Genomic DNA, 23,702 nt, shown 5'->3' on the forward strand with positions numbered 1-23,702 from the left:
AGACAGAATCAGTTCCACAAAATGGTAAAGGAGAAGGAACAAAATGATGATGTTAGAAGAAGTAAAAGCACATTTGCTGAATGATATCATCCCTTTCTGGAAAAATCTGAGGGATGATGAATTTGGCGGTTATTATGGTTATATGGATTATGACCTGAAGGTGGATAAAAAGGCAGTGAAGGGCTGTATTTTAAACAGCAGAATCACATGGTTCTTCGCCAATGCCTACACGCTTCTTAAGGATGAGAGTCTTCTTGAGGAAGCAAAGCATGGATTTGCCTTCATGAAGGAACACTGCATGGATAAGGAAAACGGCGGTATTTTCTGGTCCATGAAGTATGACGGCACACCGGAGGATACAACCAAGCATACCTACAATCAGGCATTCTCTATTTATGCACTTTCCTCTTATTATGAGGCAACCCATGATGAGGAAGCTCTTGCCATGGCAAAGGAGCTGTTCCATATCATTGAGACGAAGTGCACTGATGAGATCGGTTATAAGGAAGCTTTTGACAAGGAATTCCATGAAGTGGAAAATGACAAGCTTTCTGAAAACGGTGTTATCGCTGAGAAAACCATGAATACCCTGCTTCATGTATTTGAAGCCTATACAGAGCTTTACCGGGTAGCAAAGCTCCCTGAGGTAAAGGAAAGACTTGAGTGGATCATGGATACCTTTGCTGATAAGGTATATAATCCAAAACTCCACAGACAGGAAGTATTCTTTGACAGGAACATGAACACCATTCTGGATCTGCATTCCTATGGTCATGATATCGAGACGGCATGGCTGATGGATCGTGGAGTTGAAGTTCTTGGTGAGAAGAAATATGAAGAGAAAATGACACCTATTACCAAGGATCTGACAGCAGAGATCTATAAGGTAGCCTTTGACGGACATTCCCTTGCAAATGAATGTGAGAAAGGTGTTGTAAATGTACATCGTATCTGGTGGGTGCAGGCAGAGACCGTGATCGGTTTCCTGAATGGCTGGCAGAAGGATCCTTCCAGGACAGAGTATCTGGATGCAGCAAAGTCTGAATGGCAGTTCATCAAGGATCATGTGATGGACAAGAGACAGGGATCTGAGTGGTTCTGGGAGGTAGACCCAAGCGGAAAGCCTTACGAGGGAAGACCTATCGTAGAACCCTGGAAATGCCCGTATCACAATGGAAGAATGTGCTTTGAGGTAATCAGAAGATTAGAAGGAAAAGAGATCTGAGAAAGGAGAAAGTGAGCATGTTACATCAGAAGTATGAAGAAGAATTAAAGAAATACGAAGCACTTATTAACAGGAAAAATGAAGTAGATCCTGATTTTTACAACGGGATATATGACCGCTATGTGAATCCGGTACTGACCAGAGAGCATATTCCGCTTACCTGGCAGTATGATTTAAACCCGGAAACCAATCCGTATTTCATGAAGAGACTGGGAATCAATGCGGTTATGAATTCCGGTGCGATCGAACTGAATGGAAAGTATTATCTGGTAGCCAGAATTGAAGGAGATGACAGAAAGTCCTTCTTTGGCGTAGCAGAAAGTGACAATGGAATCGATGGATTCCGTTTCTGGGATTACCCGATCCTGCTTCCGGATACCTGCAAGGAAGAGACTAACGTATATGATATGCGTCTCACCAAGCATGAGGATGGTTACATCTATGGCGTATTCTGTTCAGAGAGCAAGGATACCACAGTCAATGATCTTTCTGCAGCAGTTGCTGCAGCAGGTATTGTAAGGACAAAGGATCTGAAGACATGGGAGAGACTGCCTAACCTGGTAACCTTAAACTCCCCTCAGCAGAGAAACGTAGTACTGCATCCTGAATTTGTAAATGGCAAGTATGCTTTCTATACAAGACCGATGGATGACTTCATCGAGACAGGATCAGGCGGCGGTATCGGATTCGGACTCTGTGATGATATTACCCATGCTGTTATCGACGAAGAGAAGATGACAAGCCTTCGTAAGTATCATACCATTACTGAGGCCAAGAACGGTGCCGGTGCAGTGCCGATCAAGACAGAAAAGGGCTGGATCCATATTGCACACGGTGTAAGAAATACAGCAGCCGGACTCAGATATGTAATTTACGCATTCGCAACTGACTTAAATGATCCTTCCAGAGTGATCGCAGAGCCTTCAGGCCTGCTGATCGGACCAAGGGGCGGCGAGAGAGTCGGTGACGTATCCAACGTTGTATTTACCAACGGTGCGATCGCAAATGAAAAGGGCGAGGTATTTATTTACTACGCATCCAGTGATACAAGAATGCATGTTGCAACTACAACTGTTGACAAGCTGATCGATTATGTATTCAATACACCGAAGGATCCCGGCAGAAGCGTAGAGTGCGTAGCACAGAGATGTGAACTGATCAAAAAGAACCTGGAATTTCTTTCCAAATAAGACAAAAAGCCTTTGAGGCGTAAAGGAGATAATATGAGCGAAATTAAAATGATTGCCCCTCCGGTAAAGAATGTTCCCTGGCAGGAGAAGCCGGAAGGACTGACCGGAGCGCCTATCTGGAGATATACAGAGAACCCGATCATCGGACGTAATCCTGTAGAAGGCGTTGCCAGAATTTTCAACAGTGCCGTAATGCCTTATGGTGATGAGTTTATCGGCGTATTCCGTGGCGAGCAGACAAACGGCATCCCTTATATCTATATGGGAAGAAGCAAGGATGCGATCCACTGGGATTTTGATAAGGAGAAGATTCCTTTCGTGGATGAAGAAGGAAAGCCTTTCATGCCGAAGTATGCTTATGACCCCAGACTGGTAAAGGTAGAAGATACCTATTATATCATCTGGTGCCAGGACTTTTATGGTGCATCCATCGGTATGGCAAAGACAACTGATTTCAAGACCTTTACAAGGCTTGAGAACCCTTTTATTCCTTACAACAGAAACGCAGTTCTGTTCCCCAGAAAGATTCATGGAAACTACATGCTGTTGAGCCGCCCTTCTGACAGCGGTCATACACCCTTCGGTGATATCTTTGTCAGCGAGAGCCCTGACCTTGTTTACTGGGGAAAACACAGACACGTTATGGGCAAAGGCAGCGAATGGTGGGAGTCCGTTAAGATCGGCGGAGGTGCAGCTCCTATCGAGACAAGTGAAGGATGGCTGCTGTTCTATCACGGCGTAAGCGGAACCTGCAACGGCTTTGTATATTCCATCGGAGGTGCGATCCTGGATCTTGAGAATCCTTCTATCGTGAAGTACAGATGTGAGACCTTCCTGCTGACACCCGAAGAGTGGTATGAGGAGAGAGGATTCGTTCCCAACGTATGCTTCCCCTGCGCTACCATTCATGATCCTGAAAGCGGAAAGATCGCTATTTACTACGGATGTGCAGACAGCTATGTAGGCCTTGCATTTACCAAATTTGATGAGATCGTAGCATATATCAAAGAGCACAGTGTAGTAACAGAGGCTGATACAGAGATCGGTATCAGATAAGAAAAGGAACAGTGAAATAGTTTTAAAAAGGGCTTGTTAGATTCGTCAGCAGGCCCTTTCTTAATATTTCATGATTATAAAAAGCGAAAAGGAGCAAAACGATTATGGAATATCGGGTTAAGTTTGATCAGGGAATGATCAACAGAGGAAACTGGAAAAAAATCAAGGAATGTATGAAAAAGGCAGAGAGAGGAGAGGACATTACCACAGGTTTTCTTGGCGGTTCCATTACTCAGGGAAGTCTTTCTTCCACACCGCAGACCTGTTATGCCTATCTGGTATATGAGTGGTGGAAAAAGAAATTCCCGGAGTCAGAGATCACCTTTGTCAATGCGGGAATTGGCGGAACCACATCCCAGTTTGGCGTTTCCAGAGTAAAGGAGCATCTGCTTTCCTATCAGCCGGATTTCGTGCTGATCGAGTTTGCGGTGAATGATGAAAATACGGAATTCTTTGAGGAAACGTATGAGGGTCTTGTAAGAACCACACTGTCAGATGCCTGCAGACCGGCTGTTATGCTGATGAACAATGTCAGGTATGACGACGGACTGAATGCAGAGGAAATGCATCTGAAGGTAGCAAAGGCTTATGCACTTCCCATGGTCAGCATGAAGGAAACAATCTGGCCGGAGATTGAGTCCGGAAGGATCAAAAACAGAGAGATCACACCGGATGACCTTCATCCCAATGACGCAGGCCATGCACTGGTAGCCAAAGTGATCACTACCTTCCTTGAGAAGATATATGAGGACAGAAACAACGAGGAAGAAGCTGCCTTTGCAGAAGGGACACTTCCTGCACCGATCACAGAAAATGCCTATGAGCATTCTGTGAGATATCAGAATCATAATTCAGAGCCTGTTCTTGCAGGATTTGTGGCTGATCTAGAGCCTCAGGACAATATTCTTGAGATCTTCAGAAGAGGATGGACAGGAAGCCATGTGGGCGACAAGATTACCTTTGAGATCGAAGGAACCGGCATTGCGGTACAGTACCGTAAGAGTGTCAAGCAGCCCACTCCCATTGCAAAGGTTACAGTAGATGGCAGAGAAGATACGGCTATGGTATTAGATGGAAACTTTAAGGAGACATGGGGAGACTGTCTGTATATTGATACGGTGACAAGACATATGGAACCCGGTATACATAAGGTAGAGATCGAGATTGTGGAAGCAACAGAGCAGGATGCAGTTCCGTTTTACCTGGTATCCGTCATTGGATCCTGCTGACAGGGAAATTCGGAATAAAAGGAGATAAAACTATGTTTCGTGATGATTTTGTGTGGGGCGTTGCCAGCAGCGCCTATCAGGTAGAGGGAAGAGATCCGGAGGATGGATGCGGTAAGAACATCTGGGATACCTTTGCCGAAGAGGGAAGGATCCTGGATGGCAAGGATGCGTATACCGCCTGTGACCACATGCACAGATATAAAGAGGATTATAAGCTGATGAAGCTGCTTGGGATCAAAGCGTACCGCTTTTCCATGAGCTGGGCGAGGATCCTGCCGGAAGGTACGGGAAAGGTGAATGAAAAGGCTATTGCTATGTACCGGGACATGATCCTTTCCATGAAGGAGAACGGGATCGAGCCGTATATCACCATGTATCACTGGGAATTTCCGCAGGCGCTGCAGGACAAGGGCGGCTGGCTGAATGAGGATGTGATACAATGGTTCGGAGAATATGCGAAGGTAGTGGCAGAGAATTTCTCTGATATCTGCGAATATTTCATTACCTTAAATGAGCCGGAATGCTTTGTGGGACTTGGACACCTGTCGGGAGTGCATGCGCCGGGGCTAAAGCTTCCTTATAAAGATGTATTCCAGATCGCCCACAATGCACTTCGTGCCCATGGCCAGGCAGTTATCAATCTCCGGAAATATGCCAGCAGACCGATCAAGGTAGGCTATGCGCCGACCTGTGGCATGGCATATCCTGCTACTGACTCACCAGAGGATATCGAGGCAGCAAGAAAGACGCTGTTTGGCTTCCACCAGCCCATGGACAACTGGACCTGGAATGTGGCATGGTTCAATGATCCGGTATTTCTCGGAAAATATCCGGAAGAGGGACTTAAGAAATTTGCTGAGTATCTGCCGGAAATTACAGATGAGGATATGGAACTTATTTCCCAGCCCCTTGATTTTATGGGACAAAACATTTATAACGGATATATGATGAGACAGGGCGAGGACGGAGAGCCGGAGTATGTGGACAGGGAAGCAGGCGCTGCCAAGACAGCAGCAGGCTGGCCGGTTACGCCGGAGTGCTTCTACTATGGCGTGAAGTTCCTGTATGAGCGGTATCATTTACCTCTTTACATTACAGAGAACGGCATGTCCTGTCATGATGATGTGTCACTGGATGGCCATGTACATGATCCCAACAGACAGAATTTCCTGGATCTGTATATTTCTGCACTGCAGAGAGCAAATGATGACGGTGCTGATGTGCGGGGCTATTTCCTGTGGACCTTTCTTGATAATTTTGAATGGGACAAGGGATATACCGAGCGTTTTGGTATTGTATATGTAGATTTTAAGACACAGAAAAGAATTGTGAAGGATTCTGCATTCTGGTATCAGAAAATCATAGAATCCAATGGAAGGGAGTTAACTGTGAACAAGAAGACAAGGCCGATTTTGTTTTTGAATCCTGTGTTTAAGGAAATGATCTGGGGCGGCAATCAGCTTGCCGAGAAGTTTGGCTATGAGATCCCCAGTGACAGGACAGGTGAGTGCTGGGCAGTCAGCGCACATCCAAACGGAGACTGCACCGTAAGAGAAGGGGAATATGCAGGCAGAAAGCTTTCCGAGCTGTTCAAAGAGGAGCCGGAGCTGTTTGGAAACCTTCCTCTTGACCGGTTCCCTCTGCTGATCAAGATCATTGATGCCAAGGCAGATTTAAGTATCCAGGTACATCCTGATGATGCCTATGCCAAGGTACATGAGAACGGATCTCTTGGAAAGACAGAGTGCTGGTATATTCTGGACTGCCCTGAGGATGCGACACTGGTGGTTGGCCATAATGCAGGCAGCAGAGAAGAGCTGAAGGAAATGATCGATCAGAAGAGATGGTCAGAGCTGATCCGTGAAGTACCGGTGAAGAAGGGGGACTTTATCCAGATCAATCCCGGAACTGTCCACGCGATCAAGGGAGGCCTGATGATCCTGGAGACCCAGCAGAACAGCGATATTACCTATCGTGTGTATGACTATGACAGACTTTCCGATGGAAAGCCCCGTGAGCTTCATGTACAGCAGAGTATCGATGTGATCACTGTACCGGCACCTTCCGCAGAGGACAGTGTAAGCCACGCAGCAGATCTGCCAGCAAACACTATGAATGAGCTGATCGCCTGTGATTATTACAAGGTATACAAATTAACCGTAACAGAGCCGGTTTCCTTTGAGCAGGAGCATCCTTTCCTGATCATGAGCGTGATCGAGGGAGAAGGTCTTGTAAATGGACAGATGATCAGAAAGGGAGATCACTTTATCCTTCCTTCAGGCTTTGGCAAGGTGGATCTGCAGGGAGATATGACACTGATCGCATCTTCTGTAAAATAAAGAAAGCAGGAAAGACTAACTATGATCAATGAACAGTACAAAAACATGCTTGGAGGAAAATCCGTAATCAGGGAGTTTTCCGAATTCGCCGCAGCGAGAGGAAAAGAGATCGGATATGAAAATGTATTCGATTACAGTCTGGGAAATCCGTCTGTACCGGTGCCGGACGATTATACAAAGGAGATGGAAGAGCTCCTTAAGACAAAGACTTCCATGGAGCTGCACGGCTACAGTCCAAGTCTTGGACTTCCCGTATTCAAGGAAAGCGTGGCTGCGTCCCTGAACCGGAGATTTGGCATGAACTATACACCGGAATATATTTTCCCGACATCCGGTGCCGCAGGCGCTCTGGCACATGCCCTGCGCTGTGTGACAAAGCCGGGGGATGAGGTACTGACCTTCGCACCCTATTTCCCGGAATATGGTCCCTATGTCAATCTGACAGGAGCTGTTTTAAAGGTGGTTCCTGCTGATACGGAGAGCTTCCAGATCAATTTTGAGAAGCTTACTGAAATGCTGAACGAAAATACGGCAGCAGTGCTCATCAATACCCCGAACAATCCGTCCGGAGCTGTTTACAGCGCAGAAACACTGGAAAAGCTGGCAAAACTTCTGACAGAAAAGCAGCAGGAATATGGACACGAGATCTTTATCATTTCCGATGAACCTTACAGGGAGATCGTTTTTGACGGGGCAGAGCTTCCTTATGTTTCAAGGTTTTATGCAAATACTCTGTCCTGCTATTCCTATTCCAAGTCCCTGTCCCTTCCCGGTGAACGTATCGGTTATGTGGCAGTGAATCCAGCATGCAGGGATGCAGAGCTTCTGGTACCCATGATGGGACAGATCTCAAGAGGGATCGGACATAACTGCCCGTCCTCCAGTATCCAGCTTGCGGTAGCAAAGGTAGTAGATGAAACAGCGGATATGAAGGTATATGAGACCAATATGAAGCTGCTTTATCAGGCACTGACAGATCTTGGCTTTTCCTGTGTCAGACCGGGAGGCACCTTCTACATTTTCCCAAAGGCACTGGAAGAGGATGCAGTAGCATTCTGTAGGAAAGCGCTGCAGTATGACCTGATTCTGGTTCCCTCTGACAGTTTTGGGGTTAAAGGATATTTCCGTATGGCGTACTGTATTGATACGGAGAAGGTGGAAAGATCCCTGGAAGCCCTCCGCAGATTCGTGAAAGAGAATTATTAGGCGCGGATAGCTTTAAAGACTGCCACGGGCAGCAGAAAAGGAGTGAGCGTATGTACCAGGCAGGACTTGTTTTGGAAGGCGGTGGTATGAAGGGTGTGTATTCATCCGGCGTACTGGACTTTTTCCTGGATAAAGGGCTGGAATTTTCTTCCTGCTACGGCGTGTCTGCAGGAGCCTGTTCCCTGTGCAGCTTTCTGTCAAAGCAGCGGGGCAGGGCTTATCATGTGAATGTGGATTATCTGGATGATAAGAATTACTGCAGTGTATACAGTCTGCTGAAAACGGGGGATCTGTTTGGGGCAGAGATGTGCTATCACAGGATTCCGGATGAACTGAATCTGTACGATTATGATACTTTCAACCGGTATCCGGGCACCTTTTACAGTGTAGTTACAAACATAGAAACAGGACTTGCCGAATATATTCCTATTAAAGATATGAAGAAGGATATTGAAGTGGTCAGGGCATCGGCCTCACTGCCTCTTGTAGCCAATATCATCAGCTGGAACGGCAGAAAATATCTGGATGGCGGAATTTCTGATGCTATCCCGATCCGGAGATCCATAGAGGATGGCAATCAGAAAAATGTGGTGATCCTGACAAAGGAAGCAGGGTACCGCAGAAAGCCGACCAAGGTGGCAGGACTGGTTAAAATGAAGTACCGGAAATATCCAAAGCTTTATGAACTGATGAAAAACAGATATCTTACCTACAACGCCACACTGGATTATCTGGAGGAACAGGAAAAGGAAGGCAGGGCCTTTGTTTTAAGACCACAGCTTCCAAGTGGTGTGGGAAGGATTGAGAAGGACAGAGGAAAACTGCAGAAGCTGTATGAGACCGGCTATGCAGATGCAGAAAAAAATTATGACAGACTGATGGAATACCTGAAGGGAGAAACAAAATGTTAGAGATCATAAAGGCAATCGTCTACGGAATCGTGGAAGGCATCACGGAATGGCTGCCGATCAGCAGTACCGGACACCTGATCCTGGTAGAAAGGCTGATCCCGTTTCAGGAGACCAGTGATGGATTTTTCCAGATGTTTGATGTGGTCATCCAGCTTGGAGCCATTCTGGCAGTTGTGGTTCTGTTCTGGAATAAGATCTGGCCTTTCTACAGCAAAAAGAATCTCCGCTCCAGAAAAGGTGGCATCGTGAAGAGCGCCAAAGATCCGGCAGTGGGAAATGTGGCGCTGAGCATGGATGCCTTCTGGATGTGGGTCAAGATCGTAGTGGCCTGTATCCCGGCAGTGATCTACGGACTTCTTTTTGATGATATGGTCAGTGCTGCTTTTGAAAAGGAAATCGGAGAAAGCGGTGTGACTGTACAGGTGATCGTGGTCGCTGTGATGCTGGTCCTTGTAGGTATTCTGTTTATCGTGATCGAGAACTGGAATAAGAACCGGACACCGGTGACAACAAAGCTAACCCAGCTAACCTACAGGGATGCACTGATCATTGGTCTGTGTCAGCTTGTGGCAGCAGCGCTTCCAGGTACATCCAGATCCGGAGCTACTATCCTTGGTGCGATCATGATCGGTATTTCCAGAACGGTAGCGGCAGAGTTTACCTTTTTCCTGGCGATCCCAGTCATGTTTGGTGCAAGCCTTCTGAAGGTAGTAAAATTTGGCTTTGACTTCAGTGGTATGGAAATGGCATGCCTGCTCACCGGCACGGTGGTATCGTTTATTGTCTCTGTGTTTGTACTGCGGTTTCTGATGGGCTATATCAAGAAGCATGACTTTAAGGTTTTTGGCTGGTATCGTATTGTTTTAGGCATCCTGGTACTTCTGTATTTTGGCTTATCTGCCTGAAAGTTGACAGGATTTCAATTATGGAGTACACTTTCATCATGATATAGATACTAATTCATGCGGGTGAGAACCCTTACGTGTGCCAGCGTATCTGCTTTCACCGGCTGATTGACATGAGAGATCTGCTCTTGTGTGAAAGGAGTCATTGTTATGGAAGAAGTTAAGAAGACAACAGCAAAGGTAGTCGCCAAGGCAGCACCAGCAGCCAAGGCAGCAGAAGAGAAGAAGCCTGAGGTCAAGGCAGCAGCACCTGTTAAAGAGGTTGAAGCAAAGAAGGCTGAAGTAAAGAAGGCAGCGCCGGCAGCCAAGGCAGAGAAGAAAGCACCTGCGAAGAAGGCACCTGCAAAGAAAGCTGAAGTAAAGAAGGCAGCACCAGCAGCCAAGGCAGAGAAGAAAGCACCTGTTAAGAAGACAGCTGAAGTAGAAGAAACCGTAAACTTCCAGTTCAGCGGCAAGTCCTATACACCGGATGATCTGATGAAGATCTTCAGGGATGTATGGAAATATGACATGAACGGAAGAGAAGAAGATATCAGGAATGTAGAGCTTTATGTAAAGCCTGAAGAGAATACTACATACTTCGTTGTAAACGGCAGTATTACAGGAAGCTTCTTTATCTAAAGTAAGATATCGTACAGCGAAAGAAGATCCGGCGACTGATCTTAAAGACCGGAATATAAGAGAAAAATTAGAAATCCTGCAGGATTTTCCTGCAGGGTTTTTCTTTATAATCTTTAGAATTTTTTAATAAATATTTTCGTTATATCTGTTGACAATACCCATAGTAAGTGATAGTTTATGTTATGTAGATATTAGCACTCTAATGAGTTGAGTGCTAACAACCATAAAAGAAAGAGTTGGAAAGGGGATGACGGATATGCAGCTGGATGACAGAAAGATTAAGATCATGCAGGCCATTATCCGTAATTACCTGGAAACCGGGGAACCGGTGGGAAGCAGGACCATTTCCAAATATACAGATCTGAATCTTAGTTCGGCAACGATACGGAACGAGATGGCTGATCTGGAAGAGATGGGTTATATTTTACAGCCCCATACCTCCGCAGGAAGAATTCCTTCTGATAAGGGATACCGCTTATATGTGGATACCATGATGGAGAAGAAGGATAAGGAACTGGAAGAACTGAAGGAGCTCATTCTGGAGAAGGAAGACAAGATGGATAATCTGCTGAAGCAGGTAGCAAAGCTTCTGGCGGTGAATACCAACTATGCCTCCATGATCTCGGCACCGGCAGTTCATAAGAACAAGATCAAATTCCTGCAGCTTTCCAGAGTAGATAAGAATCAGCTGCTTGCTGTGATCGTTATGGAAGGTAACATGATCAAGAACAATATCCTTCCCGTAGCAGAGGAGCTGGATGATGAAACACTTCTGAAGCTGAACATCCTGCTGAATACACATTTAAGCGGTCTGGCGCCGGAGGAGATCAATCTTCCGATGATCACAAGGATGAAACAGCAGGCAGGCATACACAGTACCATCGTCGGAGACGTGGTAGATGCGCTTGCAGAAGGGATCAAAGAGGAAGAGGATCTTGAGATCTATACAAGCGGAGCCAATAATATTTTCAGGTATCCTGAGCTTGCAGACCAGCAGAAGGCGAGTGAGCTGATCAACACCTTCGAAGAGAAGGAGAAGCTGACAGAGCTTGTACAGGACAGCCTTTCTGATAATAATGAAACAGGCATTCAGGTTTATATTGGAAACGAGACTCAGATCCAGTCCATGCAGGACTGCAGTGTGGTAACTGCTACCTATGAACTGGGAGAAGGCATGAGAGGTACGATAGGAATTATCGGACCAAAGCGTATGGACTACGATAAGGTAATTGGAACTCTGAAGACCATTACGCATCAGCTTGATGAGCTTTACAATAAAAAGACGTAGCAAGGAGAGGAATGAAGCAGATGGCAGATGAAAAGGATATTAAGAAAGAAATTGAAATAGAAACACCGGAAGAGGAACCGGAGACACCTGCAGAGGAAACAGAAGCAGAAGTGGAAGAAGCTTCTGAAGAGACAGAAAAAGTGCAGGAAGAGGAAGCCAAAGAAGATAAGAAGGCTTTCAAGAAGAAACAGAAGGCAGACAAGAAGCAGGATGCCATGAAGGAGAAGATCGAAGAGCTGGAGGATAAGGTCAGACGCCAGATGGCTGAATTTGATAACTTCCGTAAGCGTACCGACAAGGAAAAGACAGCCATGTTTGAAACCGGTGCGAAAAGTGTGATCGAGAAGATCCTTCCCGTGGTAGATAACTTCGAAAGAGGTCTGGCCACGATCCCGGAAGAGGAGAAGGGTACTCCTTTTGCAGAAGGTATGGAGATGATCTACAGACAGCTCATGACAGAGCTTGACAAGATGGAGGTAAAGGTCATACCGGCAGTGGGAGAGGAATTTGACCCGGCACTGCACAATGCAGTGATGCAGGTAGAAAGCGATGAGTATGAGTCCGGCGTGATCGCTCAGGAGCTTTTAAAGGGCTATACTTACAGAGATGCTGTAGTAAGGCACAGTATGGTAGCAGTAGTTGCATAATAAAGGAATCACAGTTATTTTTCAATGTAACAGAACAATAAAAGAGATTAAACTTTCAGGAGGAGAGAATTATGAGTAAGATCATTGGTATTGACTTAGGTACAACAAACAGCTGCGTAGCAGTTATGGAAGGTGGTAAGCCCACCGTTATCGCCAACGCAGAAGGCGCAAGAACAACTCCCTCTGTCGTAGCATTCACAAAGACAGGAGAGAGACTGATCGGTGAGCCTGCAAAGCGTCAGGCAGTTACTAATGCAGAGAACACCATTTCTTCTATTAAGAGAGATATGGGTACTGACAGAGGACGTACAATTAATGGTAAGAAGTATTCTCCTCAGCAGATTTCAGCTATGATCCTTCAGAAGCTGAAAGCAGATGCTGAGAGCTACCTTGGTGAGAAGGTAACAGAGGCAGTTATCACTGTTCCCGCGTACTTCAATGATGCACAGCGTCAGGCAACCAAGGATGCAGGTAAGATCGCTGGTCTTGATGTAAAGCGTATCATCAACGAGCCTACAGCAGCAGCACTGGCTTATGGACTTGATAATGAAAAAGAGCAGAAGATCATGGTTTATGACCTTGGTGGTGGTACCTTCGATGTTTCCATCATTGAGATCGGTGACGGTGTCATCGAAGTTCTTGCTACAAACGGTGATACACACCTTGGCGGTGATGACTTTGATAACAGACTGACACAGTGGATGATCGACGAGTTCAAGAAAGCAGAGGGTGTGGATCTGTCAAATGACAAGATGGCACTTCAGAGATTAAAGGAAGCTGCAGAGAAGGCAAAGAAGGAGCTGTCTTCCGCAACAACAACCAATATCAACCTGCCTTTCATCACAGCAACTGCTGAAGGACCGAAGCACTTTGATATGAACCTTACAAGAGCTAAGTTTGATGAACTGACACATGAGCTTGTAGAGAGAACAGCAATCCCTGTTCAGAACGCTATGAAGGATGCTGGAATTACCAATGCAGATTTAGGTCAGGTATTACTGGTAGGTGGTTCCACACGTATTCCTGCTGTACAGGATAAGGTAAGACAGTTAACAGGCAAAGAACCCAGCAAGAGCCTGAACCCTGATGAGTGTGTAGCACTTGGTGCTTCTATCCAGGGCGGTAAGCTGGCAGGCGATGCCGGTGCAGGTGAGATCCTGCTTCTGGATGTAACACCCCTTTCTCTTTCCATTGAGACTATGGGTGGTATTGCAACAAGGCTGATTGAGAGAAATACAACAATTCCTACCAAGAAGAGCCAGATCTTCTCTACTGCAGCAGATAACCAGACAGCCGTTGATATCAACGTTGTACAGGGTGAAAGACAGTTTGCAAGAGATAACAAGTCTCTTGGACAGTTCAGACTGGATGGTATCCCTCCGGCAATGAGAGGTGTTCCGCAGATCGAGGTTACCTTTGATATCGATGCAAACGGTATTGTAAATGTATCTGCAAAGGATCTTGGTACAGGTAAGGAACAGCACATTACCATTACAGCAGGCTCCAACATGTCAGATGCTGAAATTGATAAGGCTGTTAAGGAAGCCGCTGAGTTTGAAGCACAGGATAAGAAGAGAAAGGAAGCCATTGATACACGTAACGAGGCAGATTCCTTCGTATTCCAGACAGAAAAGGCTCTCAGCGAGGTGGGAGACAAGATCGATGCTTCTGAGAAGGCTTCTGTTGAGGCAGATCTTAAAGCGGTCAAGGATATCCTCGAGAGAACCAAGGATCAGGAAATGAGTGACAATGACATTGATGAGCTGAAGGCAGCCAAGGAAAAGCTGACAACCAGTGCACAGCAGCTGTTCACAAAGATGTATGAGAACATGCAGCAGGCACAGGGCGGTCAGGCAGGACCTGATATGAGTGGCATGGGCGGCCAGGGTGCAGCTGATGCCGGGGCAGGTGCAGGACCTGCAGATGATGTAGTTGACGGTGACTACAGAGAGGTGTAAGATAGATTAGATTCTATCTGAAATGATCAGAAATGAATGGCGGGGTATATAGTAATATATACCTCGCTATAGAAGTGTTTGAGGATTGATTAGATGGCAGAACAGAAAAGGGATTATTACGAAGTCCTTGGTGTAGATAAGAATGCTGATGATGCAGCATTAAAAAAAGCATACAGAGTACTTGCTAAGAAATATCATCCAGATATGAACCCGGGTGATGCAGAAGCGGAGAAGAAATTTAAAGAGGCGTCCGAAGCCTATGCAGTGCTGAGTGATCCTGAAAAGAGAAGACAATACGATCAGTTTGGTCATGCAGCCTTTGATGGAGGAGCCGGTGGCGGTGGCTTTGGCGGCTTTGATTTTAATTCTGCAGATTTTGGTGATATTTTCGGTGACATCTTTGGGGATTTCTTTGGAGGACGCAGAAGTGCCAGAGGAAATAATGGTCCCATGAAGGGTGCCAATATCCGTACCAGTGTGCGGATCACCTTTGAAGAAGCTGTTTTTGGCGTGGATAAGGAAATAGAATTGACACTGAAGGATGAGTGCAAGACATGCCATGGCAGCGGAGCCAAGGCAGGAACCACACCGGAAACCTGTCAGAAGTGTGGTGGCAAGGGACAGGTGGTCTTTACCCAGCAGTCCTTCTTTGGAACAGTCAGAAATGTCCAGACCTGCCCGGATTGTAATGGAACCGGTAAGGTGATCAAGGAGAAATGTCCGGATTGTCATGGGAGTGGATATATTGCCAGCAGAAAGAAGATCCAGGTTTCCATTCCTGCAGGTATTGATAACGGACAGAGCGTCCGGATCAGGGAGAAGGGTGAACCGGGTACTAACGGCGGACCAAGAGGTGATCTGCTGGTAGAAGTGATTGTAGGACGTCATCCCATTTTCCAGAGACAGGATTATGATATTTATTCCAATGTTCCTGTATCTTATGCGGTCGCAGCACTTGGCGGTGAGGTAGTCGTAGATACTGTGGATGGTAAAGTGATTTACGAAGTGAAGCCCGGAACCCAGACAGATACCAGAGTGCGTCTGAAGGGAAAGGGGGTTCCGACTCTCCGGAACAAAGAGGTCAGGGGAGATCATTATGTAACACTGGTGGTCCAGACACCGGAGAAGCTGTCCCATGAGGCGAAGGAGCTCCTGAGGCAGTTTGATGCACTGACAGGCGACAGCCTGAATGCTGCGCAGAAGGCACAGACAGACAAGACAGCAGATTCTAAGGATACCAAGAAGAAAAAGTTCTGGAAATAGATAAATTTGTGAAAATAAAAAGCGTATTGGAGTACCAATACGCTTTTTCGCACTAAATGTAAGAAAGAGGAAATACAAAATGGCACGGACAAGTGAAAAGGTACAGAAGATTCTGGACAGACTGGATGAGGAATATGGAACGGATTATAAATGTTATCTGAACCATGAAAATGCATGGCAGCTTCTGATCGCAACCATGCTGAGTGCTCAGTGTACAGATGCGAGAGTAAATATCGTGACAGAGGATCTGTTTAAAAAGTACCCGTCCGTGGATGCCTTTGCGAATGCAGATCTGAAAGAGCTGGAAAGGGATATTCATTCCACGGGCTTTTACCATAATAAGGCGAAGAATATCATTGCCTGCTGTCAGACGCTGTCGGAGAAATATGGCGGTGAGGTGCCTCAGGATATCGAAGCTCTGACAGCGCTCGCAGGAGTAGGACGAAAGACGGCCAATGTGATCCGGGGAAATATATACCATATTCCCAGTATTGTTGTGGATACTCACGTGAAGCGAATCTCTGGAAAGCTTGGTATTACGAAGGAAACAGATCCCGTGAAGGTGGAGCTGGATCTGATGAAAAAGCTGCCGGAGGATCACTGGATTCTATGGAATATCCATATCATCCGTCTTGGAAGGACAATCTGTAAGGCACCTACGCCCAAATGTGAGGAGTGTTTCCTGAAGGATCTGTGTCCCTCTTATGAGAAGGAGCAGAAAAAGGCAGAAAAGAGGAAGGAAAAGTAGGATGCTGCAGGATTTTACAGCGCTGGACCTGGAAACGACAGGTTTAAATCCAAAGACAGACAAGATCATAGAGATCGGTGCGGTAAGGATCCGGAATGGAAAGGAAGCGGCCAGATGGGAAAGTCTTGTGAACCCGGGCTGTCAGATCAGTAATTTTACAGAGGGACTGACAGGAATCCGGAATGAGGAACTCATGAGCGCACCTGTGATAGAAGAGGTGCTTCCAGCGCTAATGGATTTTTTGATGGACGATGTACTTGTGGGACATCAGATCCTGTTTGATTATTCTTTTCTGAAAAAGGCGGCGGTGAATCAGGGAATTTCCTTCGATAAGAAAGGGATTGATACGCTGAAGCTGGCAAGAAAGTTCCTGCCGCAGCTTCCAAGCAGAAGGCTGTCAGATCTGTGCTGTTACTATGGAATTGAGACAACCTCCCACAGGGCGGGCAGTGATGCCCTTTCAGCAGCCATGCTTTATGAAAGACTGGTACAGGATTTCCCGGATGAAGAGGCATATCGGCCGTCAGAGCTGGTCTTTCATGTGAAAAAAGAATCACCGGCCTCCAAAAAACAGAAAGAAAGGTTATATTGTCTGCTTGAGTGGCATAAAATAATACCAGACTATGATGTGGAAAGGCTGACCAGAAACGAAGCAAGCCGGATCACGGACAAGATCATTCTGGCATATGGCCGTCTGCCGCATCCTTAAGGTAAGAAACGATATGGGGAGCCATGGGCGAATTCAGACCTTCAGCAACCGGGATCAGGTCGTTGATCTTTTCAGGGGTGCCAAGCTCCTTATAAATGCTGGCAAGAAGACGGTAGGAAGCACTGACATCGGTTCTGGTGGAAACGGCAAAGGTAAGGATCGCTTCGGCATCTTTGATACAGCCTCCCTGGTATAAAAGTGCTGCAAGCTTTTGCAGGGTTCTGGCAAGGACGGTATAGCGCTGGTCATACTGTGTGAGAAGACCGATATTGGGGGCACCATACATAAGCTTCAGGTCGGTGTTGCTGATACCTGTAAGGTTTACAATAGGTCCTTCCGATAAGCTATGCAGGGTGTCATGGCAATCTGCTATTTCAGGGTCATCCTTCATGGTATCCATGGGAAGGGTGTCAAAGGGAATGGTAATGTAGGAAAGATCATCAAGGGGCTTGCGTCTTGTCCGGTTGGCTTCTGACTCTCTCTCCCAGAAGGCATCTGCAGACTGCTCTTCCTTTCGTCTGCTTTTGTGTATCTCATAGGTGAGCCATAGACAGAAAACGATAAAACTTGCAAAAAAGGGGAACTTCATATATAATATCCTTTCAACAGAGACTATGATTTTTTTGGAAGAGGCATATCATGTTTAATTTTAATAACAGTAAAAATAAGCGTATTATTTCATCCATTATTATTATCTTGCTGATAGTCGCTATGGTAGTTCCCACTTTAGCATATTTAATTCAGTAACGCAACACGAGGAGCCGTTATGAAAAAATTTGTGAGGAATATACTCAGCCTGTGTGGGATGCTGATTCTTACGGGCATATTTGGAATAAATGCAGAAGCCAGGGAAGGAACTACTATCCTGCCCGGCATATATCTTCAGAATATGGATCTTTCCGGAAAAACGGAGGAAGAGGCCGAGGCTGTGGCAGAGGATTATGTTGAGGGTCTTTTGCAGAAAAATATTACCCTGAATATGGTGAATGATAATTCAGTAACTATTACACCGGGGGATATTGGGTTTTACTGGAGCAATCCGGAGGTCATTGAAGAGGCGGCATCCATTGGAAGAAAAGGAAATATTATTGAAAGATATAAGGTCAAAAAGGATCTGCAGTCGGAGAGAAGGATTCTGCCGCTTTCTTTTGGAGTAGACCAGGATCTGATCCGTCATGTACTGAAGGATCAGTGTGCTGTCTATAATATAGAAGCAGAGAATGCAACCCTGTCCATAGAAAATGGAGAGTTTGTGATCCATCAGGGGCAGACTGGCATGGTTGTGGATGAAGATGCTTCCTTTCAGGAGCTATGCAGTTTTTTCACAGATGGAACCTGGAATGGAGAGGAAACCAGTATTGATCTTGTAGTGGAAGTGGAGGAGCCTAAGGGATCTGCAGAGGAGCTTTCAAAAGTAAAGGATGTTCTTGGCAGCTTCCAGACCAGCTTTAAAACCTCCGGAGCATCCAGAAGTGCGAATGTACGTAATGGTGCCAGCCTGATCAATGGAACTACGTTGTATCCGGGAGAAGAATTTTCTACTTATGAAGCAGTAGCGCCCTTTTCTACGGCAAACGGTTATTATATGGCAGGCTCTTACCTGAATGGACAGGTGGTAGACAGTCTTGGCGGTGGTATCTGTCAGGTATCTACGACCCTTTATAATGCAGTGCTTCTTTCTGAGCTGGAGGTAACAGAGCGCCATAATCATTCCATGATCGTAACTTACGTGGATCCTTCTGCGGATGCAGCAATCTCTGAGTCAGCAGGAAAGGACTTCCGTTTTGTGAACAATACTGATGCGCCCATTTATATTGAAGGCTATACCACAGAAGACAAGATGATCGGGTTCACGATTTACGGACATGAAACAAGGGACAGTGGTCATAAGGTGGTTTACGAAAGTGAAGTAGTCAGCAAGACTTATCCGGACACAGAGGTGATCTATCCGGATGGAGGCTCACCGGTTGGCACGGTTTCTGTACAGTCAGCACATATTGGGTATAAAGCCAACCTCTGGAAGGTTGTTTACGAAAACGGAACAGAGACCAGCAGGGAAATGGTAAATTCCAGTACTTATAAGATGGCACCACGGTCAGCAACGGTTGGTGTTGCAACAGCGGATCCGAATGCGTATAATGAAATCATGGCGGCGATTGCCACAGGCAGTATCGATCATGTGAAGGGTGTAGCGGCGGCGCTTAAGGCAGCGGCGGCTCCTGCAGAAGCGGCAGGAGAGGGAGCAGCGGCTCCTGCAGCAGAAGCACCAGTGGCAGAGGTTCCGGCGGAGTAAGTCCGGCAGCCTCGGGATAAAGTGAGGCAGCTATGAAGACAGGGAAGATTTCAGAAAGCATATTAAAGCGTTCTGTTTTGAAATATTGTAAAACAAAAAGAGAAGAAGTAGTAAAAGGTGCAGCACCAGGGGTGGACTGTGCCTTTTTCACATATCCTGACAGGCAGGGAAGGGGTACTGGCGGACAGGTGCCTGACTGTCAGGACAAAGTATTCTGTGCAGCCACACAGACAGTAAGTCTTCCCGTGATACGAGCAGGCTGTTACGCTGTTTATGCGGCGGTAAATGCGGTCGCAGCCGGAGGAGGAATCCCCTTTGCCATGCAGATGGCACTGACACTGCCGGAGGGGACAGAGGAATCAGAATTAAAGAGGATCATGCAGCTGACAGAAGAAGCTGCCGGTATATGTAAGGTGCAGATTGCCGGTGGACATACCGAGGTGACAGGTGCAGTAAAGTATCCAGTGATCTCAGTAACGGCTTTTGGATACCGGCTGGAGGCTGCAGAAAGAGTATCAAGGGGATTACCTGCAGCAGGACAGGCGGTCGTGATGACCAAGTGGATGGGACTGGAAGGAACCGCGGTACTGGCACAGGAGAGGGAAGCAGAGCTTCTGGAAAGATACCCGTTTTCTATTACAACAGCGGCGAAGGGCTTTGAAAAATATCTGCCGGTCTTACCGGAGGCTGCTACCGCCCTTAAGTCCGGCGCCACAGCAATGCACGATATGAGAAATGGTGGTGTATTTGGCGGCCTGTATGAACTGGCTGGAAGGCTTGGCGTTGGACTTTCCATAGACTTAAAAAAGATACCGGTTAAGCAGGAAACCATAGAAATCTGTGAGTTTTTTGATCTGAATCCCTATGGTCTGTTATCTGGGGGAAGCCTTCTGATCGTAGCAGAGGATGGAGATGGTATGGTGAAGGCGTTGCAGGAGGCAGGGATTCCCGCAGCTGTCATCGGTAGAACTACGGATAACAATGATAAAGTACTGCATAACGGAGAAGAAATCCGTTTTCTGGAACCGGCAAGGCCGGATGAAATCGGAAAAGTAATAGCTTAACAAGGAGGACTCTGAAAGTGAGAGAGCAGATTTTAGCAATTATTGAAAAAAACAGCCGTATTGATATTAAGGAGCTGGCAGTGATTCTGGGGGCGGAAGAAATTGATGTAGCCAATGAGCTGAAGGCAATGGAAGAAGAAGGGATCATCTGTGGCTATCATACCATGATCGACTGGGAGAAAACCTCTATTGAGAAGGTGACTGCACTGATCGAAGTACGGATCACACCCCAGAGAGGAAAGGGATATGACAATATAGCAGAGAGGATCTACAAATATCCGGACGTAAACAGTGTATACCTGATCTCAGGCGGATATGATCTGCTTGTTACCGTAGATGGCAAGACACTGAAATCCGTTTCCAGCTTTGTGAATGAAAAGCTGGCTACCATAGAGGGGGTTTTAAGTACAGCAACCCATTTTATACTGAAAAAATACAAGGATCATGGAACGATCCTTACCAAAAAATATGAAGATACAAGAGAGAAGGTTACACCATGAGAAATCCGTTAGCAGATAAAATTGTGGATATCAAGCCCTCCGGTATCCGTAAATTTTTCGATATTGTAAATGAAATGGAGGACGCTATTTCCCTTGGTGTTGGAGAACCCGACTTCGATACACCATGGCATATCAGAGATGAGGGCATTTACTCCCTGGAAAAGGGAAGAACCTTTTATACCTCCAATGCAGGCCTGAAGGAGCTGCGAAAGGAAATCAGCAATTATGTAGAGAGAAGCCAGGGAGTCCATTATGATGAAATGCATGAGATCCTGGTAACGGTTGGTGGTTCTGAAGCGATCGATCTGGCACTCAGGGCAATGATCAATCCGGGAGAGGAAGTACTGATCCCGCAGCCCAGCTATGTATCCTATGAACCCTGTGCGGTTCTTGCAGATGCAGTGCCGGTGATCATTGAACTGAAGGAAGAAAATGAATTCCGCCTGACAGCACAGGAGCTGCGGGATGCGATCACAGACAAGACGAAGATACTGATCCTGCCATTTCCCAATAATCCGACAGGTGCGATCATGGAAAAGAAGGATCTGGAGGAGATTGCGGAAATTATCCGGGAAAAGGATATCTTTGTGATCACAGATGAGATCTATGCAGAGCTCAGTTACAAGGAAAAGCATGTTTCTATCATCAGTCTGCCGGGAATGAGAGAAAGAACCGTATATATCAATGGATTCTCCAAGGCATATGCGATGACAGGCTGGAGGCTTGGTTATGCCTGTGCACCAGCACAGATTATGGAGCAGATGGTAAAGATCCATCAGTTTGCGATCATGTGTGCGCCTACTACAAGTCAGTATGCGGCGGTAGAAGCACTCCGGAATGGAGATGAAGATGTTGCACAGATGCGGGAGGCCTATAATCAGAGAAGAAGATTTCTGATGAATGCTTTTCATGAGATGGGGCTGCAGTGCTTTGAACCCTATGGAGCCTTTTATGTATTTCCCTGTATTAAGGAGTTTGGCATGACCAGCGATGAGTTTGCAACAAGGCTTCTTATGGAAGAAAAAGTAGCTGTAGTGCCAGGGACTGCATTTGGCGGCTGTGGAGAGGGATTTCTCAGAATTTCCTATGCTTATTCACTGGACAGCCTGAAGACCGCAATGGGAAAGATCGCTCACTTCGTAGGAAAGCTCCGAGAGGAATCAAAAGAGAAAAGGGATTAGAGCAAAGAGGCAATAAATATGTTTTCATTGAGGGATAAAGAGGTAAATGTAGGGCGGCAGAGGGAGCTTGATCTGGTAAAGGGCTTCCTGATGATCATGATCGTATTTATACATTCTTTTCAGACGCTGGCAGGCATGGAAGCAGCAACATCAAATGTATATGAGATCATGTTTGCGCTGTTTATGCCGACAGGTGCCTGTCTGTATCTGTTTACAATGGGATTTGGAAGTGTTTTCACAAGGCATTCTGAGCCCGGGGATATGGTTAAAAATGGCGTAAAGCTGCTGCTGTATCAGGGACTGAGTAATTTATGCTATGCGGCAGCAATAGTGGTCAGCTTCTTCATCAGAAATCTGATCACGGGAGAGGTGGCAGGCAGCAGGGAAATATACCATGAAAACCTGTACGCTGTGCTCACCTTTGTCAATATTTTCTTTATATCCGGTATGTGTTATCTTGTACTTGCGTTATACAGAAAATTAGGTGTCAAGCTGAGCGGATATATTATCAGTGCTGTAATTGTGGGAATCGTGTCACCATTTACGAAACAGCTTGTTACTGATAATGCAGCACTGAACTGGATCCTGGACATGACCTTTGGCGGCAAAGGAGAAACGAGCTTCTGCTTTTTCCCGTATCTGAGTTATGTATTCCTGGGATATGTTTTTGGAAAGGTAATCCGGAGAATACCTGAAAACGAAAAGGGAAATTTTTATAAAAAGAGTGGGATAATATGTGGAGTGACAGCGGCAGTATGGTTTGCAGGCTGTATCATAATGCACCCGGGTGTAGAAGAGTTTTTTAATTATATGCTTGAGCAATACAGAACACCAGGGCTTATGAAGGTTATAGGCAGCTTCTGCACGATAATGTTTGTATTTGCACTTTCGTTCTTTATCATGCCGGTCGTGGAAAAATGGAAATTTGGATATAACAAATTGTGCTATTATTCCAAACAGATTTCCAAGATGTATGCCGTACATATAGGGGTATATTTTGCGATTGCCGGATTTGCTGCTTTCTATGAATTCAGTGTAAAGGAATGCCTGATATGGTCAGTGGCAGTTCTGGTCATAACAGATCTGCTTGTACATGGGTACATTATCATTGAAGATAAGATTAAAAACAGAAAATAATTTATGTCCAAAAGGGCTGCCATAATCAGATAGACTGATGTGGCAGCTTTTTTCTTGCAGACACATATGGTATAGTGTCTCAGTATCGGCTTATACATTGGCGTTTTGTGACTGTAAAGAAGCGATAAGAGCATCCTTTTTGGCAATGATAGCATCTTTCTCGGCAATCACCGCATTCTTTTCTTCAAGAAGAGCCTTTTGCGTATCCACTTCCTTCTGCAGTTCGTCGATC

General features: G+C 46.0%; 21 protein-coding genes. 20 read left to right on the forward strand and 1 reads right to left on the reverse strand.

Features of this window, described 5'->3' with window-relative positions; genetic code table 11:
• The first annotated feature begins 43 nt into the window (after positions 1-43).
• The 15 genes from WJQ40_RS00545 to WJQ40_RS00615 all read left to right on the forward strand — a co-directional run bounded on the left by WJQ40_RS00545 (position 44) and on the right by WJQ40_RS00615 (position 17,295).
• Complete coding sequence (locus WJQ40_RS00545; protein WP_337537550.1) at positions 44-1,225, forward strand: AGE family epimerase/isomerase; 1,182 nt, start codon at positions 44-46, stop codon at positions 1,223-1,225.
• A gap of 17 nt (positions 1,226-1,242) precedes the next feature.
• Positions 1,243-2,415, forward strand: coding sequence for a glycosidase (locus WJQ40_RS00550; protein ID WP_262572616.1), 1,173 nt, complete (start codon positions 1,243-1,245; stop codon positions 2,413-2,415).
• A gap of 33 nt (positions 2,416-2,448) precedes the next feature.
• Complete coding sequence (locus WJQ40_RS00555; protein WP_262572613.1) at positions 2,449-3,471, forward strand: glycoside hydrolase family 130 protein; 1,023 nt, start codon at positions 2,449-2,451, stop codon at positions 3,469-3,471.
• 104 nt (positions 3,472-3,575) lie between these two features.
• A complete protein-coding gene (locus tag WJQ40_RS00560) occupies positions 3,576-4,700 on the forward strand; it encodes an SGNH/GDSL hydrolase family protein (RefSeq protein WP_337537551.1) in 1,125 nt (374 codons plus the stop codon).
• A 32-nt stretch (positions 4,701-4,732) separates the two neighbouring features.
• Positions 4,733-7,039: a GH1 family beta-glucosidase gene (locus WJQ40_RS00565; RefSeq protein WP_337537552.1), complete on the forward strand. Its 2,307-nt coding sequence runs from the start codon at positions 4,733-4,735 to the stop codon at positions 7,037-7,039.
• A gap of 21 nt (positions 7,040-7,060) precedes the next feature.
• On the forward strand, positions 7,061-8,245 hold the full coding sequence (locus tag WJQ40_RS00570) for a pyridoxal phosphate-dependent aminotransferase (protein ID WP_337537553.1): 1,185 nt from the start codon (positions 7,061-7,063) through the stop codon (positions 8,243-8,245).
• A 50-nt stretch (positions 8,246-8,295) separates the two neighbouring features.
• The gene (locus WJQ40_RS00575) at positions 8,296-9,156 is read left to right on the forward strand and encodes a patatin family protein (RefSeq protein ID WP_262572604.1); all 861 of its coding nucleotides are present in this window, start codon (positions 8,296-8,298) and stop codon (positions 9,154-9,156) included.
• A complete protein-coding gene (locus WJQ40_RS00580) occupies positions 9,150-10,061 on the forward strand; it encodes an undecaprenyl-diphosphate phosphatase (protein ID WP_337404812.1) in 912 nt (303 codons plus the stop codon). Before WJQ40_RS00575 ends, WJQ40_RS00580 begins: the two co-directional genes overlap by 7 nt.
• Positions 10,062-10,211: 150 nt before the next feature.
• Positions 10,212-10,682, forward strand: a complete 471-nt coding sequence (locus WJQ40_RS00585) for a DUF6465 family protein (protein ID WP_337537554.1) — start codon at positions 10,212-10,214, stop codon at positions 10,680-10,682.
• A 256-nt stretch (positions 10,683-10,938) separates the two neighbouring features.
• Positions 10,939-11,970 carry a heat-inducible transcriptional repressor HrcA gene (gene hrcA / locus WJQ40_RS00590; protein WP_118797418.1) on the forward strand — a complete coding sequence of 344 codons (1,032 nt, stop codon included), beginning with the start codon at positions 10,939-10,941 and terminating at the stop codon, positions 11,968-11,970.
• A 20-nt stretch (positions 11,971-11,990) separates the two neighbouring features.
• Positions 11,991-12,617 (forward strand): nucleotide exchange factor GrpE, encoded by a 627-nt coding sequence (grpE, locus tag WJQ40_RS00595; RefSeq protein WP_337404876.1) that lies wholly within the window; start codon positions 11,991-11,993, stop codon positions 12,615-12,617.
• A 71-nt stretch (positions 12,618-12,688) separates the two neighbouring features.
• Positions 12,689-14,575, forward strand: a complete 1,887-nt coding sequence (gene dnaK, locus WJQ40_RS00600; RefSeq protein ID WP_262572595.1) for a molecular chaperone DnaK — start codon at positions 12,689-12,691, stop codon at positions 14,573-14,575.
• 93 nt (positions 14,576-14,668) lie between these two features.
• Positions 14,669-15,838, forward strand: coding sequence for a molecular chaperone DnaJ (gene dnaJ, locus WJQ40_RS00605; RefSeq protein ID WP_118797225.1), 1,170 nt, complete (start codon positions 14,669-14,671; stop codon positions 15,836-15,838).
• Positions 15,839-15,917: 79 nt separating this feature from the next.
• Positions 15,918-16,586 (forward strand): endonuclease III, encoded by a 669-nt coding sequence (gene nth, locus WJQ40_RS00610; RefSeq protein ID WP_337537555.1) that lies wholly within the window; start codon positions 15,918-15,920, stop codon positions 16,584-16,586.
• Between the two features lies 1 nt (position 16,587).
• Entirely contained in the window at positions 16,588-17,295 is a 708-nt protein-coding gene (locus WJQ40_RS00615) for a 3'-5' exonuclease (protein WP_337537556.1), read from the forward strand.
• Here the strand turns inward: WJQ40_RS00615 and WJQ40_RS00620 are convergent.
• A complete protein-coding gene (locus WJQ40_RS00620; protein WP_262572591.1) occupies positions 17,261-17,884 on the reverse strand; it encodes a hypothetical protein in 624 nt (207 codons plus the stop codon). The two genes, WJQ40_RS00615 and WJQ40_RS00620, sit on opposite strands and share 35 nt — an antisense overlap.
• A 177-nt stretch (positions 17,885-18,061) precedes the next feature.
• On the opposite strand from WJQ40_RS00620, the gene WJQ40_RS00625 reads away from it, so the two are divergent.
• From WJQ40_RS00625 to WJQ40_RS00645, 5 genes are read left to right on the forward strand one after another with little or no spacing between them, the layout of a single operon-like run.
• Positions 18,062-19,588, forward strand: coding sequence for a VanW family protein (locus WJQ40_RS00625; protein ID WP_337537557.1), 1,527 nt, complete (start codon positions 18,062-18,064; stop codon positions 19,586-19,588).
• A 32-nt stretch (positions 19,589-19,620) separates the two neighbouring features.
• Positions 19,621-20,652, forward strand: a complete 1,032-nt coding sequence (locus tag WJQ40_RS00630; RefSeq protein WP_262572588.1) for an AIR synthase-related protein — start codon at positions 19,621-19,623, stop codon at positions 20,650-20,652.
• Between the two features lie 17 nt (positions 20,653-20,669).
• Positions 20,670-21,152, forward strand: coding sequence for an Lrp/AsnC family transcriptional regulator (locus WJQ40_RS00635; RefSeq protein WP_337403217.1), 483 nt, complete (start codon positions 20,670-20,672; stop codon positions 21,150-21,152).
• A complete protein-coding gene (locus tag WJQ40_RS00640; protein WP_337537558.1) occupies positions 21,149-22,333 on the forward strand; it encodes an aminotransferase class I/II-fold pyridoxal phosphate-dependent enzyme in 1,185 nt (394 codons plus the stop codon). The genes WJQ40_RS00635 and WJQ40_RS00640 overlap by 4 nt, the downstream gene beginning before the upstream one ends.
• 18 nt (positions 22,334-22,351) lie before the next feature.
• The gene (locus WJQ40_RS00645) at positions 22,352-23,470 is read left to right on the forward strand and encodes a heparan-alpha-glucosaminide N-acetyltransferase domain-containing protein (RefSeq protein ID WP_118797233.1); all 1,119 of its coding nucleotides are present in this window, start codon (positions 22,352-22,354) and stop codon (positions 23,468-23,470) included.
• Positions 23,471-23,702: the final 232 nt, after the last annotated feature.

Source organism: Suilimivivens sp. (genome assembly GCF_037359455.1).
Taxonomy (GTDB): Bacteria; Bacillota; Clostridia; order Lachnospirales; family Lachnospiraceae; genus Suilimivivens; species Suilimivivens aceti.